This is a genomic window from Micrococcus sp. ACRRV, from assembly GCF_022346985.1.
In the GTDB taxonomy this organism is placed as follows: Bacteria; Actinomycetota; Actinomycetes; order Actinomycetales; family Micrococcaceae; genus Micrococcus; species Micrococcus porci.
The window spans coordinates 1-16569 of sequence record NZ_JAKRNH010000003.1 but is presented as its reverse complement, the minus strand read 5'-3'; the positions used below and the strand labels follow the sequence as shown (position 1 = coordinate 16569).

The following is a 16569-nucleotide window of genomic DNA, read 5'->3' as shown; positions in this document are numbered from 1 at the left end:
CCCGTCCTCCTCGGAGGGCGGGCCCGCGGCCTAGGGTGGACCCCATGAGACACGCCAAGATCATCGCCACCTTCGGCCCGGCCACCCAGACCGACGAGACCACCCGCGCGCTGATCCGGGCAGGCGCCGACGTGGTCCGTCTGAACATGAGCCACGGAGACCACGAGGTCCACGCCTCGTCCTATGAGCGCGTCCGTCGGCTCTCGGTCGAGGAGAAGCGCCCCGTCGCGATCTTCGCGGACCTGCAGGGCCCCAAGATCCGCCTGGCCCGCTTCTCCGACGGGCCGCACGAGCTCGCCGTGGGGGACCGGTTCACCATCACCACCCGCGAGGTCACCGGCAGCAGGGAGATCGTCGGCACCACCCACAAGGGCCTGCCCGGGGACGTCAGCGTGGGCGACCCGCTCCTGGTCGACGACGGCAAGGTCCGGCTGCGCGCCGTGGAGGTGACGGACACCGACGTGGTGACCGAGGTCGTCGTCCCCGGCAAGGTCTCCGACAACAAGGGCATCAACCTGCCCGGCGTCGCCGTGAACGTGCCCGCCCTGTCGGAGAAGGACGAGGAGGACCTGCGCTGGGCCCTCGAGACCGGGGTGGACATGGTCGCCCTCTCCTTCGTGCGCGACGCGGCGGACGTCACGCGCGTGCACGAGGTCATGGACGAGGTCGGGCGCCGGATCCCGGTGATCGCCAAGATCGAGAAGCCGCAGGCCGTGGACAACCTCGAGGCCATCGTCGACGCCTTCGACGCCATCATGGTGGCGCGCGGCGACCTCGGCGTGGAGCTGCCGCTGGAGGACGTGCCGATCGTCCAGAAGCGCGCCATCGAGCTCGCCCGCCGGTGGGCGAAGCCCGTCATCGTTGCCACCCAGGTCCTGGAGTCCATGATCGAGAACCCCCGGCCGACGCGCGCCGAGGCCTCGGACTGCGCCAACGCGGTGCTGGACGGCGCGGACGCCGTGATGCTCTCCGGCGAGACCTCCGTGGGCGCCTACCCGGTGCAGACCGTCGAGACGATGGCGCGGATCATCGAGTCCACGGAGACCCACGGCCTGGACATGATCCACCCCCTCGGCTCGCGCCCCCGCACCCGCGGCGGCGCGATCACCCGTGCGGCCGTGGAGGTGGCCGGCCAGCTGGACATCCCGTTCCTGGCCACGTTCACGGAGTCCGGTGACACGGCGCGTCGGCTGTCCCGCCTGCGCCCGAGCCAGCCGATCTACGCGTTCACGCACGAGGAGCACACCCACAACATCCTGTGCCTGACGTGGGGCGTCTACCCGAAGATGGTCCCGTTCGCGGACTCCACGGACAAGATGACCATGCAGGTGGAGGAGTCCCTCACCAGCGAGGGGATCGCGGAGCAGGGCGACCTCGTCGTGATCGCGGCGGGCTCTCCTCCTGGGAAGGTCGGCTCCACGAACACCCTGCGCGTCCACCGGGTGGGCGACGGCGTCGCCGCGGACTCCTCGCCCGTGGCCCCGGAGGATCGCGAGCCGGTCGGCTTCTGGGCGGCGCACTCGCCGATGTGATCCCCGCGGGGGACCGGAGGGTCAGGCGCCGATCTGGTCGACGACCGTCTGGGCGACCTCGCGCATGGTCAGGCGCCGGTCCATGGACGTCTTCTGGATCCAGCGGAAGGACTCGGCCTCGGAGAGGTCCATGTGCGCCTGCAGCAGGGACTTGGCGCGGTCCACGAGCTTGCGCGTGGCCAGCCGGTCCTCCAGGCCGCGCACCTCCTCCTCGAGCCCGCGCAGCTGGTCGAAGCGCGCCACCGCGAGCTCCATCGCGGGCAGGAGGTCCTTCTCCGTGAAGGGCTTGACCACGTAGGCCATGGCACCGACCTGGGAGGCCCGCTCGACGAGGTCCCGCTGGCTGAACGCGGTGAGCATGACCACGGGGGCCAGCCGCTCGGCGGCGATCTCCCCGGCGGCGGCGATGCCGTCCATGACGGGCATCATCACGTCCATGACCACGATGTCCGGGCGGTGCTCCCGGACGGCCGCGACCGCGGCCTGGCCGTCGCCGACCTCCGCGACGACCGTGTGCCCGGCGTGCGTCAGGGTCTCCACGACGTCCAGGCGGATGAGGGCCTCGTCCTCGGCGACGACGACGCGCAGCCCGGCGGTCGGGTCGGCGCTCTCAGCGGGGATGGTCATCGGGCGACTCCTCGTGCAGGACGGACGGCGGGGGCGCGCCGACGAGCGGTCGCCCGGAGCCCCGGGGCCGGCGTCGAGGGCGGCACTGCGACCCAGCCTACTCGGGCGCGGGAGGGCGGGAGCCGGTACGTCCGAGCGCGTCCGCCCCGGAGTGTCACGCGCGTCACTGGTACAGTGTCCGCGTCCGCCGATCGGCGGCCGGCCCGAATGGTGGAATCGGTAGACACGCCGCACTCAAAATGCGGTGCCGCAAGGCGTGTGGGTTCGAGTCCCACTTCGGGCACCGTCAACCGCGTCAACCGCGCGCCGGGAGGAGGCCCCCGTGTCCGCTCCGCAGCGTCACGCCGTGAGCCTGCTGGCCACCGCGTGCCCGGTGCGCGCCGTGGGGACGAACGGGCAGATCTCCGAGTGGGGGAGCGTCCAGGCGGGGGAACCGCCCCGGCGCTGAGCCGCCGCCGCCCGTCGTCCGCCCTCGAGCCCCCGAGGTGTCCATGCTGCTGACCAGCCTCCTGCTCACCCTCCTCGCCGTCGTCCTGGCCGCCCCCCTCGGGCGCACCCTCGGCCGCGACGCCGGATGGGTCCTCGCCCTTCCCCTGCTGACCTCCGCGGGGGCCCTCGTGTCCGCGCGCGCCGGCGGGGGCGGGGAGACCGTCGTCGAGCGCCGTCCGTGGATCCCGTCCCTGGGAGCCCACCTGGACCTGCGCCTGGACGGACTCGCGTTCGTCTTCGCGCTGCTGGTGCTCGTGGTGGGCGCGGGCATCCTGGCCTACTCCAGCCGGTACCTGCCCCGGGACCGAGACGAGGCCCGCGCCGGCTCCTTCTACACGCTGATGACGGCGTTCGCCGCGTCCATGCTGCTGCTGGTGCTGGCGGACAACCTGGTGGTCCTGTTCGTGGCGTGGGAGTTCACGTCCTTCGCCTCGTTCCTGCTGATCGCCCGTTCCGGGGACCACGCGCGCCGCCCGGCGATCCGCACCCTCCTCGTCACGGTCGGCGGAGGGCTGTGCCTGCTCGCCGCGGTCGCGCTGACGGCCGCGCGCACCGGGACGGCGTCCCTGTCCGGGGCGCTGGCCTCGGACGCGTGGGCGGACCCGGGCTTCGCCGCCCCGGTGGCCGCGCTGCTGGCCGTCGCCGCGTTCACCAAGTCGGCGCAGTTCCCGTTCCAGTCCTGGCTGCCGGACTCCATGGTGGCCATCTCCCCGGTCTCCGCGTACCTGCACGCCGCCGCCATGGTGAAGGCCGGCATCTACCTGCTGCTGGTGTTCAGCCCCGTGCTGGCCGGCACGCCCGTCTGGTCCGCCCTCCTGATCGGCTCCGGCCTGACGACGGCGCTGCTCGGCGCGGTCTCCGCGATCCGCCGGCACGACCTCAAGGGCCTGCTGGCCTACTCCACCATGAGCCAGCTCGGCCTCCTGGTGACGGCGATCGGCGTCGGCACCCCCACCGCCCTGGCCGCCGCGGTGGTGCACACCGTGGCGCACGCCCTGTTCAAGTCCACGCTGTTCATGCTCATCGGGGTCGTGGACCACGAGGCGGGCACCCGCGACCTGCGCGACCTCGCCGCCCGCCACGTGCGGATGCCCGTCACCGGCGCCGCGATCGCCGTGGCGGCCGCCTCCATGGCGGGTCTGCCCCCGCTGCTGGGCTTCGTCTCCAAGGAGGGCCTGCTCGACGCCGCCCTCGGTGCGCAGGGCCCGGCCTGGCTGCCCGGCCTGGTCACCGCGGGCATCGCCCTGACCAGCGTGTTCACCGTCGCCTACTCCGGTCGCCTGGTGCTCGGCGCCCTCGGCGTGTGGGGCACCGCGCCCGCCGGTGCCGCCGACATGTGGTCGGCGGGCCGCGGCGAGGACGTCCACGAGGCCCCCGCGGCCTTCTGGGCCGTGCCCGTGCTCGGCGTGGTCGTGACCCTGGTCCTCGGGCTGGTCCCCGGCGTCCTCGACGAGGCCGTCGCGGCCGCCGCCACGGCCGCGGCCGGCGCCCCGGTCCACGCGCACCTCGCACTCTGGCACGGCGTGACCCCGGCGCTGCTCGTCTCGGCAGGCGTCATCGCGGCGGGCCTGGCCCTGGTGGCCGCGCGCCGTCCGGTCGAGCGCGTCGCCTCCCATGCGGGGCTGCCGTTCTCGGGCCTCGGCGTCGTGGACGGGATCCTGCGCGGGGCCGTGTCCCTGGGCGCCGCGGTCTCCCGCGTCTCCGGCGGCATCGCCCCGCGGGCGCACCTGCTGATGCCCGCACTGGTGCTCGGTGCCTTCGCCGTGGCCGGGGTCGTCGCGTCGCCGGATCTGCCGGCCGTCGTCGGGCAGCCCTCGCGCTGGCATGACTGGGCGTTGGTCGCCCTCGTCGGCGTGGGCGTGGCCGCCACCCTGCGCGCGCGCACCCGCATCGCGGCCATGGTGGTCGTGGGCACGGTGGGCTTCGGCGTCACGCTGTGGTTCTTCACCCTCGGGGCCGTGGACGTGGCCCTCACCCAGCTGATGGTGGAGGTCCTCACCGTCTGCGTCATGGTGCTGCTGCTCCGCCGCCTGCCCGCCCGATTCTCTGCGGAGTCCACGCCGCACCGCGCGGGGGCGGTGGCCGCCGCGGTGATCGCCGGCGTCGCCTCCACCCTGAGCGTGCTGGCCTTCACGGGCCGGCGGGAGATCTCGGACATCGCGCAGTACTACCTGGACCGCACCTACCCGGACGCCGGCGGGCACAACGTCGTCAACGTGATCCTCGTGGACTTCCGCGCGCTCGACACGCTGGGGGAGATGACGGTGCTCGGTGTGACCGGTCTGACCGTCGCCGCCCTGCTCATGAACCGCCGCCCGGCGCCCCCGCAGCCGTCCGCCGTGGACGTGCGCTCCCCGCTGGCCGCGGTCCACGAGAACCTCGTCTACGCCCGGACCTTCGGCCGCGCGCTGGGGCCCATCATCCTGGTGCTGTCCGTGCTGCTGCTGCTGCGCGGCCACTACGAGCCCGGGGGCGGGTTCATCGCCGCGCTCGTCGGCGGCGCGGGCTACGCGCTGCTGCACCTCTCCGCGGACACGGACGACGAGCCGCGCCTGCGCTGGCCGTACCTGGCCCTGATCGGCGGCGGCGTGACCCTGGGCACCGTGGCCGGCCTGGCCGGGTACCTCACCGGCAAGGGCTTCCTCGGGTCGGCGAGCGTCAAGGTCCTCGGCTACAGCCTGGGCACCACCCTGGCCTTCGACATGGGCGTGTACCTCGCCGTCCTCGGGCTGATCGTGGCCGCGTTCCGCCTCCTGGGCCCGGACAACGCCACCGCCGACGACGCCGCCCCCGCACCGACCACCGGCGGCGAGTCCGCCCGAGAGGAGGCGGCCCGATGACCGTCGCGCTCACCGTCGGCCTGCTCATGGCCGGCGCCGTCTACCTGTTCTCCAAGCGCGAGCTGCTGCGCGTGATCCTGGGCATGGTCCTGCTGGGCCATGCCGCGAACCTCGCGATCCTGGCCACCGGCGGCACCGACCGCCGCGCCCTGCCGTTCGTGGACGGCGGCCCCGCCCCGGCCGGGGCTGCCGACCCGTTGCCTCAGGCGTTCGTGCTGACGGCCATCGTCATCTCCTTCGCGGTGACCGTCCTGCTGCTCGTGCTCGCCGTGACCGGCCGTGCGGACGACGCCGTCGCCGCCCCGGGCGAGCGCCCCGACGTCCGCGAGGCCGCGGCCGCGGACGCCCGCTTCCCCCTGGCCGAGCGCCATGCGGCGGCCCGCACCCTGACCGGCTCCCTGCCCGCCGCGCCGGAGGCCGGCGCCACGCCCGAGCGGGAGGAGCGCGCATGAGCGACCACGCCGTCGGACTGCTGCTGCCCCTGTTCGTCGCCGTGCCGCTCCTGTCGGCGGGGCTGCTCGTCGTCGCAGGCTCCCGGCCCCGCCTCCATCGGGCCGTGCTGGCCGCCGTGCTCGCCGGCGGGACCGTCGGGGGAGGCCTGCTCATGGCCCGCGCGGCGGACGGCTCCGTGGCCGCCGCGGGCGTGGGCGGATGGCCGGACGGCATCGCGATCGCGTTCGCCGCGGACATGCTCACCGGGCTGATGGTCGCGCTCACGGCGGGGCTGACGCTCGTGGGCGCGTGGTTCGCCTACGGCTCCCGCGTGGCCAACTCGGCCCACTTCGCGCCCTTCATGCTCGTGCTCATGGCCGGCGTGCACGGGGCCCTGCTCACCGCGGACCTGTTCAACCTGTTCGTGTTCATCGAGGTCATGCTGCTGCCCTCCTACGGGCTGTACGTGCTCTCCGCGAACCGCCGTGAGCCGCTGCGGCGCGTGGACGGCGCCCGCATGTACGTGACCCTGAACCTGCTGACCTCCACGATCCTCGTCACGGGCGTCGGCTTCGTGTACGCCCTCACGGGCTCGGTGAACATGGCCGTGCTGGCCGGGGCCGCGCGCGGCGACGTGCGCGTCGCCCTCGCGGCGGGCCTCGTCCTCTTCGCGCTGTCCATCAAGGCGTCCATGCTGCCGATGCACGGCTGGCTCGCCCGCGCCTACCCGTCCACCTCCCCGGCGGTGACGGCGATCTTCGCCGCGCTCCACACCAAGGTCGCGGTCTACGCCATGTACCGGATCTACATGGTCGTGTACGACGGCGACCCCCGCCTCCTCGGGCTCATCCTGACGCTGTGCCTGGCCACGCTGATGGTCGGCGCCGTGGCGTCCGTGGGCGAGCACGGGGCGCGCGCGGTGCTGTCCTGGCAGATGGTCTCGGGCATCGGCGGCATCATGGTCGGACTCGGCCTGGCCACCCAGGCCGGGCTGTCCGCGGGCCTGTTCTACCTGGTGCACCACATGGTGGTCATGGCGTGCCTGCTCACCGCCACGGGCGCGATCGAGGTGCGCTACGGCTCCGGCCGGCTGGCCGACCTGCAGGGCCTCGCGGTGCGCGAGCCGCTGATCGCCGCCGCGTTCTTCGTCGGCATGCTGTCCCTGGTGGGCATCCCGCCGTTCTCCGGGTTCGCCGGCAAGCTCGCCCTGGTGCTGGCCGGCGTCGCGGCGGGCCGCACGGTCACGGTGGTGCTCGTCCTGGTCGCCTCCCTCATCAGCCTGTGGGCGCTTCTGCGGATCTGGGACGCCTGGTTCTGGGGTCGCCCCCGGGCCCCGCACGGCCATCGGGAGCGGCTCGACACCGCCGCGCTGCCCCTGGTCCACGGGGACGGCGTCATGCCGGCCGCCGGCGCCCCCGTGCACCCCGCGGGCCGCGGCTCGAGCACGGACTCGGAGCGCGCGGAGGCCTGGGCGTCGACGGAGACCCTGGACACGCCCACGGGCGTCCTGCCCGTCGTCGTCGACCCGGACGAGGACCACACGGCCTCGCGCATCCCGCTGCGCCTGGCCGGCCCGGCCGTGCTGATGGCCGCCGCCACCCTCGCCCTCGGCCTCGGCGCCGAGGGGCTCTGGTCCGTGACGGACCAGGCGGCCCGCGGCCTGGCCGACCCCACCGCGTACATCGAGGCGGTGCTCGGCCGATGACCCCGACCCGAACCGTCCGTCCGCCGCGTGAGGAGGCCTCGTCATGACCGTCCACCATCCCGACGGGGGCGTCGACCTGACCCCCGGCACCGCTTCGGCGGCGTCCTGGCCGCTGCGCTGGCTCCTGTTCTGGTGCTGGTACGCGTGGGCCCTCGTGACGTCCTCGGGCGCGGTGCTCCAGGACCTGCTGACCCCCGGGGACCAGGCTCGCTCCGGCATCGCGCGGGTGCGCAGCAACTGCCGCACCGACGCCGAGGTCACCCTGCTCTCCGCCCTGATCACCCTCACCCCGGGCACCCTCACCTTGGGCACCCGGCGCGAGGGCGCCCAGGGCCAGGAGCCGGGCGCCCCCGAGGCCCGCCGCCTGCTGTACGTCCACGGCCTGTACGCCGACGACGCCGACGCCCTGCGCGCCGAGATCCACGACATGGAGGCCCGCATGCTCCACGCGATGCGCCGCACGGGGGTGGCCCGATGAGCGGGCTCCTGCAGGACTACGACTGGTCGTTGGCGGGGATCGACCTCGCCATCGCCCTGCTGCTCGTGGCCGCGCTGGTGTCCGCCGTGCGCATCCTCCGCGGCCCGCTCGACGCCGACCGCGCCGTCTCCGGGGACCTGCTGACCTTCAGCGTCCTGGGCATGGTGGTGATGTTCGGCGTCCGCGCGCAGAACCCGTTCACGTTCGACCTGGTGCTGGTGGCGGCGATCGTCGCGTTCCTCTCCGGGATGTCCCTGGCCCGCGCGCTGACGCGCGGCAAGCGCTGAGAGGAGGACCCCCGTGGACCTCGTGATGACCGTGGCCGGCTCCGTCCTCGCCGTGGCGGGCGCCGTCGTGTTCCTGGGCGCCGCCGTCGGGCTGATCCGCTTCCCGGACCCCTACACCCGCATCTCCGCGACCGGCACGGCCGGCGGCGTCGGGATGATTCTGATCGTCACCGGTGGGCTGCTGCTCATGCCGTCCGTCGCGAACCTCGTGAAGGTCGTCCTGATCGTGGTGCTGCAGCTGGGCACCGCGGCGATCGCCACCATGGCCCTGGGCCGGTCGGCGTACCTGACGGGCGTGCCGATGAACCTCGCCCACTACGACGAGCTGGCGGAGGACACCCCCGGGCGGGAGCACGGCGAGCCCGCGCCCCGGCACCCGGAGGACTGACGCCGCGCAGGATCGGGCCGCGCGTCGGCCCTCAGCGGGGGTCGAGCAGCATGTTCGTCATCCGCACCGTGGAGAGGCGCCGCCCCTGCTCGTCCGTCATGACGATCTCGTGCGTGGTGAGCGTGCGCCCCAGGTGGATCGCGGTGGCCGTGCCGGTGACCAGGCCGGAGCGGACCGAGCGGTGATGCGTCGCGCCGATCTCCGTGCCCACGGCGCCGCGGTGCGGCCCGGCATGGACCTTCGCGGAGAGGGAGCCGAGCGACTCGGCCAGCACCAGGTGCGCTCCCCCGTGGAGCAGCCCCACGGGCTGCTCGTTGCCGGCGACCGGCATGGTGGCGACGGAGCGCTCTGCGGACAGCTCGAGGAACCGGATGCCCATCTTCAGGGCGAGGTGGCTCACGGCCGGGCCGCCGAGGGCCTCCTGCACGGCGGGCGTCATGCCCGCCGCCGTCGCGAGCGCCGCCCGCTCCTCGTCGGTGAGCTCGGGGCGGATTCCGGCGTGGAAGGTGAGCCCCGCGAGGAGGGCCTGGGCACGCTCGGGAGCGGTGGTCGTGTCGGTCATGCCCAGTAGGCTGGCAGGGTCTGTCGAGAGGAGCAACACCACATGGGTGAGAACAGCACCGAGGCCCGTCCCCGCCTGCTCGTGCTGGACGGCCATTCCATGGCCTTCCGCGCGTTCTACGCGCTGCCGGCGGAGAACTTCGCCACGGACACCGGCCAGCACACCAACGCCGTGTACGGGTTCACGTCCATGCTGCTCACGATGATCCGGCAGCAGGCCCCCACCCACGTGGCGGTCGCCTTCGACCTCTCCGGCCCCACGTTCCGCTCCGCCGAATACGGCGAGTACAAGGCGGGGCGCTCCGAGACCCCGGCCGAGTTCGCGGGCCAGATCGAGCTGACGGTCAAGGTCATGGAGGCCCTCGGCATCCCCACGCTCACCAAGGAGGACTTCGAGGCCGACGACATCGTCGCGACCCTCTCCGCCCAGGCGGAGGCCCAGGGCTGGGACGTGTGCGTGGTCTCGGGGGACCGGGACGCGTTCCAACTCATCTCGGAGCGCACCCAGGTGCTCTACCCGAAGAAGGGCGTCTCCGACATCCCGCCCATGACGGCCGCGGACGTGGAGGCCAAGTACGGCGTCCGCCCGGAGCAGTACCCCGAGCTGGCGGCCCTCGTCGGGGAGTCCGCGGACAACCTGCCCGGCGTGCCCGGCGTCGGCCCCGGCTTCGCGGCGAAGTGGCTGCAGAAGTACGGGGACCTGGACGGCGTGCTCGCCCACGCGGACGAGATCACCGGCAAGAAGGGCGAGGCGCTGCGCGCGCACCTCGACGACGTGCGCCGCAACCGCCGCCTGAACGCGCTCGTGCGCGACCTGGACCTCGACGTCTCCCTGGACGCCATGGAGCTGACCATGCCGGAGCGGGAGGTCGTCGAGGAGCTGTTCGACGCGCTGCAGTTCCAGCGCATCCGGGAGCGCGTGTTCGAGGTGTTCGCCGAGCGCCTCGGCTCGGCCGCTCCGGCCGCCCCCGTGGCCGAGGCCCCCGCCGCCGTGCTCGCCGCCACCGCGGACGACGTCCACGCGTTCGTCTCCGCCCACGCCGGCACCCTGCTCGGCCTGCACGTGGAGATCGACGGCCCGGACCTGCTGCCCAAGCGCAAGGTGCCGGTCCCGGGGACGTTCGGCACGCCCGTCGGGCTCGCACTGGCCGCCGAGGACGCCGCCCTCTACGTGGACCTGACGGACGCCGACGCGGACCCCGGCCTGGTCGCCGCCCTCGGCGACCCGCTGGCGGAGGACGGTGCGGCCAAGGCCGTGCACGACCTCAAGCGCACCCTCAAGGCGATCGCCGTGCCCACCGGCCCCACCGCCCTGCCTGCGGACACGTCCCTGCACGGCGTCGTCGACGACGTCGCCCTCTCGGCCTACCTGATCCAGCCGGATCGGCGGGACACCGACCTGGCCACCCTCTCCCAGGCGCACCTGCAGGAGCCGCTCGAGGCGCCCGAGTCGGCCGCCGGCGCGGGGGAGCAGGGCGCCTTCGACCTGGACGGCGCGCAGGAGGAGGCCGAGCGCACCGCGCGCGCGGCCCGGGCTGCCCGCTCCGCGTGGGTGGTGCGCCGGCTGTCCCAGGCGTTCACCCCGCAGGTGCTCGAGCGCGGCGCCCAGCGGCTCCTCCAGGAGATGGAGATCCCGCTGGCGCGCCTGCTGGCCCGCATGGAGCTCGCCGGCATCGCCGTGGACGGGGACGCCCTGTCCGCCCTGCTGGCCGACTTCACCGACCGCGCCGAGGCGGCCAAGGAGTCCGCGTGGGCGTCCGTGGCCGAGGAGACCGGTGGGATGAAGGTCAACCTGGGCTCCCCGAAGCAGCTGCAGGAGGTGCTGTTCGAGCACCTCGACATGCCGAAGACCCGCAAGACGAAGACGGGCTGGTCCACCGACGTGGACTCGCTGCAGGACCTCCTGGAGCAGACGCAGCACCCGTTCCTCGAGAACCTCATGGCGCACCGGGACGCCACCAAGCTCAGGCAGACCGTCGAGGGGCTGCGGGAGACGGTCGCCCCGGACGGCCGGATCCACACCACGTACTCGCAGACCGTCGCGGCCACCGGCCGCCTGTCCTCGCTGCACCCGAACCTGCAGAACATCCCGGTGCGCACCGAGGCCGGGCGGCGGATCCGTGAGGCCTTCGTGGCCGCGCCCGTGGACGGCGAGCCGGCCGAGCTGCTCTCCGCCGACTACTCGCAGATCGAGATGCGCATCATGGCGCACCTCTCCGAGGACGCCGGCCTGATCGAGGCGTTCAACTCGGGGGAGGACCTCCACTCGTTCGTGGGCTCCCAGGTGTTCGGCGTGGACCCCGACGACGTCACCTCGGAGCAGCGCTCCAAGGTCAAGGCGATGAGCTACGGGCTGGCCTACGGGCTGTCCTCCTTCGGCCTGTCCAAGCAGCTGAAGATCTCCGTGGACGAGGCGCGCGGCCTCATGAAGGGGTACTTCGACCGGTTCGGCGGCGTGCGGGACTACCTGCGCGACGTCGTCGCCCAGGCTCGCAGGGACGGCTTCACCTCCACCATCGAGGGACGTCGCCGCTACCTGCCGGACCTCACCAGCGACAACCGCCAGTTGCGGGACATGGCCGAGCGGGCCGCCCTCAACGCACCCATCCAGGGCTCGGCGGCGGACATCATCAAGCGCGCCATGCTGGACGTGCAGGCGGGCCTGGTGGAGCAGGGGCTCCGATCGCGCCTGCTGCTGCAGGTCCACGACGAGCTCATCCTCGAGGTCCCGGCCTCCGAGCTCGACGCCGCGACCGCTCTGCTGCAGGAGCGGATGGGCCGGGCCGCCGACCTCTCGGTGCCCCTGGACGTGCACGTGGGCCACGGAGGGACCTGGCATGCGGCCGCACACTGACCTTCAGCCGACGGCGACGCCGCGGGCCGACGCGGAGGTGCTTGCCGAGCAGGGCCTCGCGCTCGTGGTCGCACCGGGGCGGGCGGCCGATCCGGCGTTCGAGCGGCACACGACGGCCGTCGAGCGGGGCTTCTATGAGCAGGTCCCGTCCGGAGAGGCCATGGCCCAGCTCCTCGAGGCAGGGGAGGCGGACGGCCGACGCATGGTCGACGTGCGCCCGCTGGGCGCGGATCCCGCGACGACCCGCCCGGTGGCGACGTTCGAGGACTTCCGCTCCGAGTTGACGGTCAGCCCCGGCGTCGCCGTGTCCGCGTGGCTGATCTCCGGCGTCACCGTGGACCCGGGCTTCCGCCGCCGCGGCCTGCTGCGCACCATGATGACGCGCAGCCTGGCCGACGCCGTGGCGGCCGGGGTCCCGGTGGCCGCCCTGACGGCCTCGGAGGCGGCCATCTACGGCCGCTTCGGCTTCGGTGCGGCCACCCGCTGGCGCCGCGCCCGACTCGACACCCGGGGGGACGTGCGCCTGCGCGGGGCCCCGTCCACCGGCCGGGTGACGCGCGAGGAGCCTCGGGAGGTCGGAGCACTGGCCGACGAGCTCTACCAGCGCGTGCGACGGCTGACCCCGGGGGCCACTCAACGTCCCACCATGACCGCGATCGGGTGGGAGGACCGGAGCCGCTTCAAGAACGACGGCAAGGGGTCCGGCCTCTACGCGGCCGTGCACCGCGACGCGGCGGGGACGGCCCAGGGGATCGCGCTCTACCGCCCCCAGGGCTGGGACGTCGAGCCGCCCACGGTGACCATGGAGCTCTTCCTGGCGCTCACTCCCGATGCACGGCGCGGCCTGCTGACCCATCTGACCTCTCTGGACCTCATCGAGCGGATCGTCTGGGAGCGGGCGCCCGAGGCCGGGTGGCCGGAGGCTCTGCTGGAGGACGAGCGCCGCCTGCGCACGGAACGCGACGGCGACGACCTCTACCTCCGGATCCTCGATGTCCCCGCCGCCCTGGGGGCGCGGGCGGACCTCGGCGACGGTGAGGTCGTCGTCGACGTGACGGACCCGCTCGGGCACGCGGCGGGGGCCTGGCGGATCCGGGCGCGCGACGGCGTCGCCGAGGTGACGGAGGCCGCCGAGGGCGAGGCCGAGCTCGGGCTGGACGTGGCGGACCTGTCGGCGGTGTGGCTGGGAGGGCACGGCGCGGCCGGCGGGGTCGCGGCACGGGTCGCCACGGGGCTGGTGCGCGAGGTCGTCCCCGGTGCCGGGGCGCGGCTGGACGCGCTGCTGCGGCCGAGCGTGCCCGTGCGGTCACTGGTGGGTTTCTGATAGTCTGGTGCAGCACATTCGTGCGCATTCGTGAACTGACCAATCCAACCCACGTCGGGTGGGGGCGCTGTCGTGCCCCGGGGGCCTCCGCTGAGGCGCCGCGCCGGACGTGATCCCTGATCCCAACGGAGTCCCTCCTACATGACCACCACTTCCAACGCCCCGCAGGTCGCCATCAACGACATCGGCTCTGCCGAGGACCTGCTCGCCGCCATCGACGCGACCATCAAGTACTTCAACGATGGCGACCTCGTCGAGGGCACCGTCGTCAAGGTGGACCGCGACGAGGTCCTGCTCGACATCGGCTACAAGACCGAGGGCGTCATCCCGTCCCGCGAGCTGTCCATCAAGCACGACGTGGACCCGGACGAGGTCGTGGCCGTGGGCGACACCGTCGAGGCCCTGGTCCTCACCAAGGAGGACAAGGAGGGTCGTCTGATCCTCTCCAAGAAGCGCGCCCAGTACGAGCGCGCCTGGGGCGACATCGAGAAGGTCAAGGAGGAGGACGGCGTCGTCGAGGGCACCGTCATCGAGGTCGTCAAGGGCGGCCTCATCCTCGACATCGGCCTGCGCGGCTTCCTGCCGGCGTCGCTGGTCGAGATGCGCCGCGTGCGTGACCTGGCCCCCTACATCGGCCAGAAGCTCGAGGCGAAGATCATCGAGCTGGACAAGAACCGCAACAACGTGGTGCTGTCCCGCCGCGCCTGGCTCGAGCAGACCCAGTCCGAGGTCCGCTCCAACTTCCTCCACAAGCTGGAGAAGGGCCAGGTCCGCCAGGGCACCGTGTCCTCCATCGTCAACTTCGGCGCCTTCGTCGACCTGGGCGGCGTGGACGGCCTCGTGCACGTCTCCGAGCTGTCCTGGAAGCACATCGACCACCCGTCCGAGGTCGTCGAGGTGGGCCAGGACGTCACCGTCGAGGTCCTCGACGTGGACATGGACCGCGAGCGTGTCTCCCTGTCGCTGAAGGCGACCCAGGAGGACCCGTGGCAGCTGTTCGCCCGCACCCACGCCCTGGGCCAGGTCGTGCCGGGCAAGGTCACCAAGCTCGTCCCCTTCGGCGCGTTCGTGCGCGTCGAGGACGGCATCGAGGGCCTGGTGCACATCTCCGAGCTGGCCTCGCGCCACATCGACACCGCCGAGCAGGTCGTGTCCGTCAACGACCAGCTGTTCGTCAAGGTCATCGACATCGACCTCGAGCGCCGTCGCATCTCGCTGTCCCTCAAGCAGGCCAACGAGGGCGTGGACCCCGAGGGCACCGAGTTCGACCCGGCGCTGTACGGCATGGCCGCCGAGTACGACGACGAGGGCAACTACAAGTACCCCGAGGGCTTCGACGTCGAGACCAACGAGTGGATGGAGGGCTTCGAGTCCGAGCGCGCCTCCTGGGAGCAGCAGTACGCCGACGCCCAGACCCGCTGGGAGGCCCACAAGGAGCAGGTGCGCCGCTCCCTCGAGGAGGAGGCGCAGGCCCCGGCTGGCAACGCCTCCACGGCGTCCTCCTACTCCTCCGAGGCTCCGGCCTCCGACGGCGGCACCCTGGCCTCCGACGAGGCCCTCGCCGCCCTGCGCGAGAAGCTCACCGGCAACTGATCCCCTGGATCACGCCGTGAGCGGCGCGGCCGCCTGAGACCGCGCCCCGCACCCCGACGGGCCCCGTCCTCCCCACGGAGGGCGGGGCCCGTCGCCGTCCGCGCGGACGGACGCCGTCGTGTCCGGCAGGCGGTCGCCCGGGTCAGCGCCGGGTGGAGACGGTGACCGTGAAGGTGCGGTTGCGTGCGACCTGCCGCGTGGGCCCCACGGCGGTCTCGAGGACGGGGCGGTGGCGCAGGTGGGAGTTCCACACACACCACAGCTCCCCGCCGGGGGCGAGGATGCGCCCGGCGGCCTCGATCATCCGGTGGGCCACGGTGGGGTCGACGGCCGTGCCGTCGTGGAACGGCGGGTTGAGCAGCACCGCGCGGACGGACGCGTCCGGGAGTGCACCCAGGGCATCGTCCTGGACGGCCGTGATCCGCTCCGCCAGGCCGTTGGCCTCGGCCGTGGCGGCGGAGGAGGCGACGGCGTCGGCGGACTGGTCGCTCGCCAGCACCGCGGCGTCGGGCCAGACGCGCGCGGCCACCACGGAGAGCATCCCGTTGCCGGAGCCGGCGTCCACGACGTCCGGCGCGCCGGCCCGCGCCGCCCACGGGATGTCCACGCCGAGGCCGGAGTCCGTGCGCATCCGGTGCGGCGCGGGCACGGGCAGGGCGGGGGAGCGGTCCGCGAGCGTGCCCGCCAGCAGGAGGCTGCCCGGATCCGCCGCGGCGCCGCCGAAGGTCGCCCAGCCGCCCACGAGCGTCACCGCTCCCAGCCGGCCCAGCCGGTGCTGCGCGCGGCGCGGGGCGGGCTCGGTCGCGTCGTCCACCGGGCGGGCGGCGGTGATCACGCGTGACTTGGACCGGCCCCGCCCGGGCACGACGGCGGCGAAGGAGCGGGCCAGGACGTCGTTCATGGACGGCGTCATGTGCTTGTCCCGGCCCGCGCCGAGCACCAGCACGTCGGGGGCCGCATGGACCGCGATGCGCGCGGCCGTCAGGTGCAGGGCGTCCAGGGCCCGGGGGAGCAGCAGGAGCACCGTCCGCGCGTCGGCGAGGGTGGCGGCGTCCACCCCGCCCACCGTGAGGCGCCCCCAGCCGGCGGGCAGGGCCCCATCCGCGTCCCGGAACAGGTCCAGGTTGCGCGCCACGGAACGGGCCGCGGACGCCTCGTCCAGACCAAGCCGCACGTTCAGCCCGCGGGCGAGCAGCGGGAGTGACACGGCGCCGTGCTGGTCGTGCAGCACCGCCACGGGTCCCGGCACGCGCCCGTCCGCCGTCCACCCGGCGAGGGTGTCCACCAGCAGGAGGTCGGCGGCGTCATGGGCCTGGCGCTCCCGGGACTCGGGCAGCGGCCAGCGCCCGAGCCGCTCGAAGGGGAACTCCGCCGTCCAGTCCCGCGGCAGCCCCCGTCCCGCGGCGTCGGGCGTGACGAGCTCCGTGGCGGTCAGGCGGGCGGGGCCGGGGTCCCGGGG

Annotated in this window: 14 protein-coding genes and 1 tRNA gene; 12 read left to right on the top strand and 3 right to left on the bottom strand. The window is 73.7% G+C overall.

The window, feature by feature from the left end:
- Window positions 1-44 precede the first annotated feature (44 nt).
- Complete coding sequence (pyk, locus tag MHY29_RS00730; RefSeq protein WP_224354947.1) at window positions 45-1532, top strand: pyruvate kinase; 1488 nt, start codon at window positions 45-47, stop codon at window positions 1530-1532.
- A gap of 21 nt (window positions 1533-1553) precedes the next feature.
- Here the strand turns inward: pyk and MHY29_RS00725 are convergent, their stop codons facing one another.
- Window positions 1554-2159: an ANTAR domain-containing response regulator gene (locus MHY29_RS00725; protein ID WP_239237923.1), complete on the bottom strand. Its 606-nt coding sequence runs from the start codon at window positions 2157-2159 to the stop codon at window positions 1554-1556.
- Between the two features lie 201 nt (window positions 2160-2360).
- On the opposite strand from MHY29_RS00725, the gene MHY29_RS00720 reads away from it, so the two are divergent.
- The 8 genes from MHY29_RS00720 to MHY29_RS00690 all read left to right on the top strand — a co-directional run bounded on the left by MHY29_RS00720 (window position 2361) and on the right by MHY29_RS00690 (window position 8778).
- Window positions 2361-2442 (top strand) — tRNA-Leu (locus tag MHY29_RS00720).
- A 39-nt stretch (window positions 2443-2481) separates the two neighbouring features.
- Window positions 2482-2607 (top strand): hypothetical protein, encoded by a 126-nt coding sequence (locus tag MHY29_RS12260; protein ID WP_255612516.1) that lies wholly within the window; start codon window positions 2482-2484, stop codon window positions 2605-2607.
- Between the two features lie 43 nt (window positions 2608-2650).
- Window positions 2651-5488, top strand: coding sequence for a DUF4040 family protein (locus tag MHY29_RS00715; RefSeq protein ID WP_224354945.1), 2838 nt, complete (start codon window positions 2651-2653; stop codon window positions 5486-5488).
- The gene (locus MHY29_RS00710; protein WP_224354944.1) at window positions 5485-5940 is read left to right on the top strand and encodes a sodium:proton antiporter; all 456 of its coding nucleotides are present in this window, start codon (window positions 5485-5487) and stop codon (window positions 5938-5940) included. The genes MHY29_RS00715 and MHY29_RS00710 overlap by 4 nt, the downstream gene beginning before the upstream one ends.
- Entirely contained in the window at window positions 5937-7625 is a 1689-nt protein-coding gene (locus tag MHY29_RS00705) for a monovalent cation/H+ antiporter subunit D family protein (RefSeq protein WP_239237922.1), read from the top strand. The genes MHY29_RS00710 and MHY29_RS00705 overlap by 4 nt, the downstream gene beginning before the upstream one ends.
- A gap of 43 nt (window positions 7626-7668) precedes the next feature.
- On the top strand, window positions 7669-8103 hold the full coding sequence (locus MHY29_RS00700) for a Na+/H+ antiporter subunit E (protein ID WP_239237921.1): 435 nt from the start codon (window positions 7669-7671) through the stop codon (window positions 8101-8103).
- A complete protein-coding gene (locus MHY29_RS00695) occupies window positions 8100-8390 on the top strand; it encodes a monovalent cation/H+ antiporter complex subunit F (RefSeq protein ID WP_224354941.1) in 291 nt (96 codons plus the stop codon). The genes MHY29_RS00700 and MHY29_RS00695 overlap by 4 nt, the downstream gene beginning before the upstream one ends.
- A gap of 13 nt (window positions 8391-8403) precedes the next feature.
- Window positions 8404-8778: a monovalent cation/H(+) antiporter subunit G gene (locus MHY29_RS00690; RefSeq protein WP_224354940.1), complete on the top strand. Its 375-nt coding sequence runs from the start codon at window positions 8404-8406 to the stop codon at window positions 8776-8778.
- A 31-nt stretch (window positions 8779-8809) separates the two neighbouring features.
- Here the strand turns inward: MHY29_RS00690 and MHY29_RS00685 are convergent, their stop codons facing one another.
- Complete coding sequence (locus MHY29_RS00685; RefSeq protein WP_370643411.1) at window positions 8810-9340, bottom strand: hotdog fold thioesterase; 531 nt, start codon at window positions 9338-9340, stop codon at window positions 8810-8812.
- 42 nt (window positions 9341-9382) lie between these two features.
- Here MHY29_RS00685 and polA point away from each other — a divergent pair, with 42 nt between their 5' ends.
- From polA to rpsA, 3 genes are all read left to right on the top strand, one after another.
- Window positions 9383-12193 (top strand): DNA polymerase I, encoded by a 2811-nt coding sequence (polA, locus tag MHY29_RS00680; protein WP_239237920.1) that lies wholly within the window; start codon window positions 9383-9385, stop codon window positions 12191-12193.
- Window positions 12177-13517: a GNAT family N-acetyltransferase gene (locus MHY29_RS00675; protein WP_239237919.1), complete on the top strand. Its 1341-nt coding sequence runs from the start codon at window positions 12177-12179 to the stop codon at window positions 13515-13517. The genes polA and MHY29_RS00675 overlap by 17 nt, the downstream gene beginning before the upstream one ends.
- A gap of 141 nt (window positions 13518-13658) precedes the next feature.
- The gene (rpsA, locus tag MHY29_RS00670; RefSeq protein ID WP_224354937.1) at window positions 13659-15110 is read left to right on the top strand and encodes a 30S ribosomal protein S1; all 1452 of its coding nucleotides are present in this window, start codon (window positions 13659-13661) and stop codon (window positions 15108-15110) included.
- A 142-nt stretch (window positions 15111-15252) separates the two neighbouring features.
- On the opposite strand, the gene MHY29_RS12370 is transcribed toward rpsA, so the two are convergent.
- A partial coding sequence (locus MHY29_RS12370; RefSeq protein ID WP_370643409.1) for a class I SAM-dependent methyltransferase occupies window positions 15253-16569 on the bottom strand: 1317 nt, incomplete at its 5' end.

What these genes read in the sequence shown, in the direction of transcription:
- rpsA (WP_224354937.1), top strand. Translation starts at nt 13,659, where the DNA reads ATGACCACCACTTCCAACGCCCCGCAGGTCGCCATCAACGACATCGGC.
- MHY29_RS00675 (WP_239237919.1), top strand. Translation starts at nt 12,177, where the DNA reads ATGCGGCCGCACACTGACCTTCAGCCGACGGCGACGCCGCGGGCCGAC.
- pyk (WP_224354947.1), top strand. Translation starts at nt 45, where the DNA reads ATGAGACACGCCAAGATCATCGCCACCTTCGGCCCGGCCACCCAGACC.
- MHY29_RS00700 (WP_239237921.1), top strand. Translation starts at nt 7,669, where the DNA reads ATGACCGTCCACCATCCCGACGGGGGCGTCGACCTGACCCCCGGCACC.
- MHY29_RS00685 (WP_370643411.1), bottom strand. Translation starts at nt 9,340, where the DNA reads ATGACCGACACGACCACCGCTCCCGAGCGTGCCCAGGCCCTCCTCGCG.
- polA (WP_239237920.1), top strand. Translation starts at nt 9,383, where the DNA reads ATGGGTGAGAACAGCACCGAGGCCCGTCCCCGCCTGCTCGTGCTGGAC.
- MHY29_RS00715 (WP_224354945.1), top strand. Translation starts at nt 2,651, where the DNA reads ATGCTGCTGACCAGCCTCCTGCTCACCCTCCTCGCCGTCGTCCTGGCC.
- MHY29_RS00710 (WP_224354944.1), top strand. Translation starts at nt 5,485, where the DNA reads ATGACCGTCGCGCTCACCGTCGGCCTGCTCATGGCCGGCGCCGTCTAC.
- MHY29_RS00725 (WP_239237923.1), bottom strand. Translation starts at nt 2,159, where the DNA reads ATGACCATCCCCGCTGAGAGCGCCGACCCGACCGCCGGGCTGCGCGTC.
- MHY29_RS00695 (WP_224354941.1), top strand. Translation starts at nt 8,100, where the DNA reads ATGAGCGGGCTCCTGCAGGACTACGACTGGTCGTTGGCGGGGATCGAC.
- MHY29_RS00705 (WP_239237922.1), top strand. Translation starts at nt 5,937, where the DNA reads ATGAGCGACCACGCCGTCGGACTGCTGCTGCCCCTGTTCGTCGCCGTG.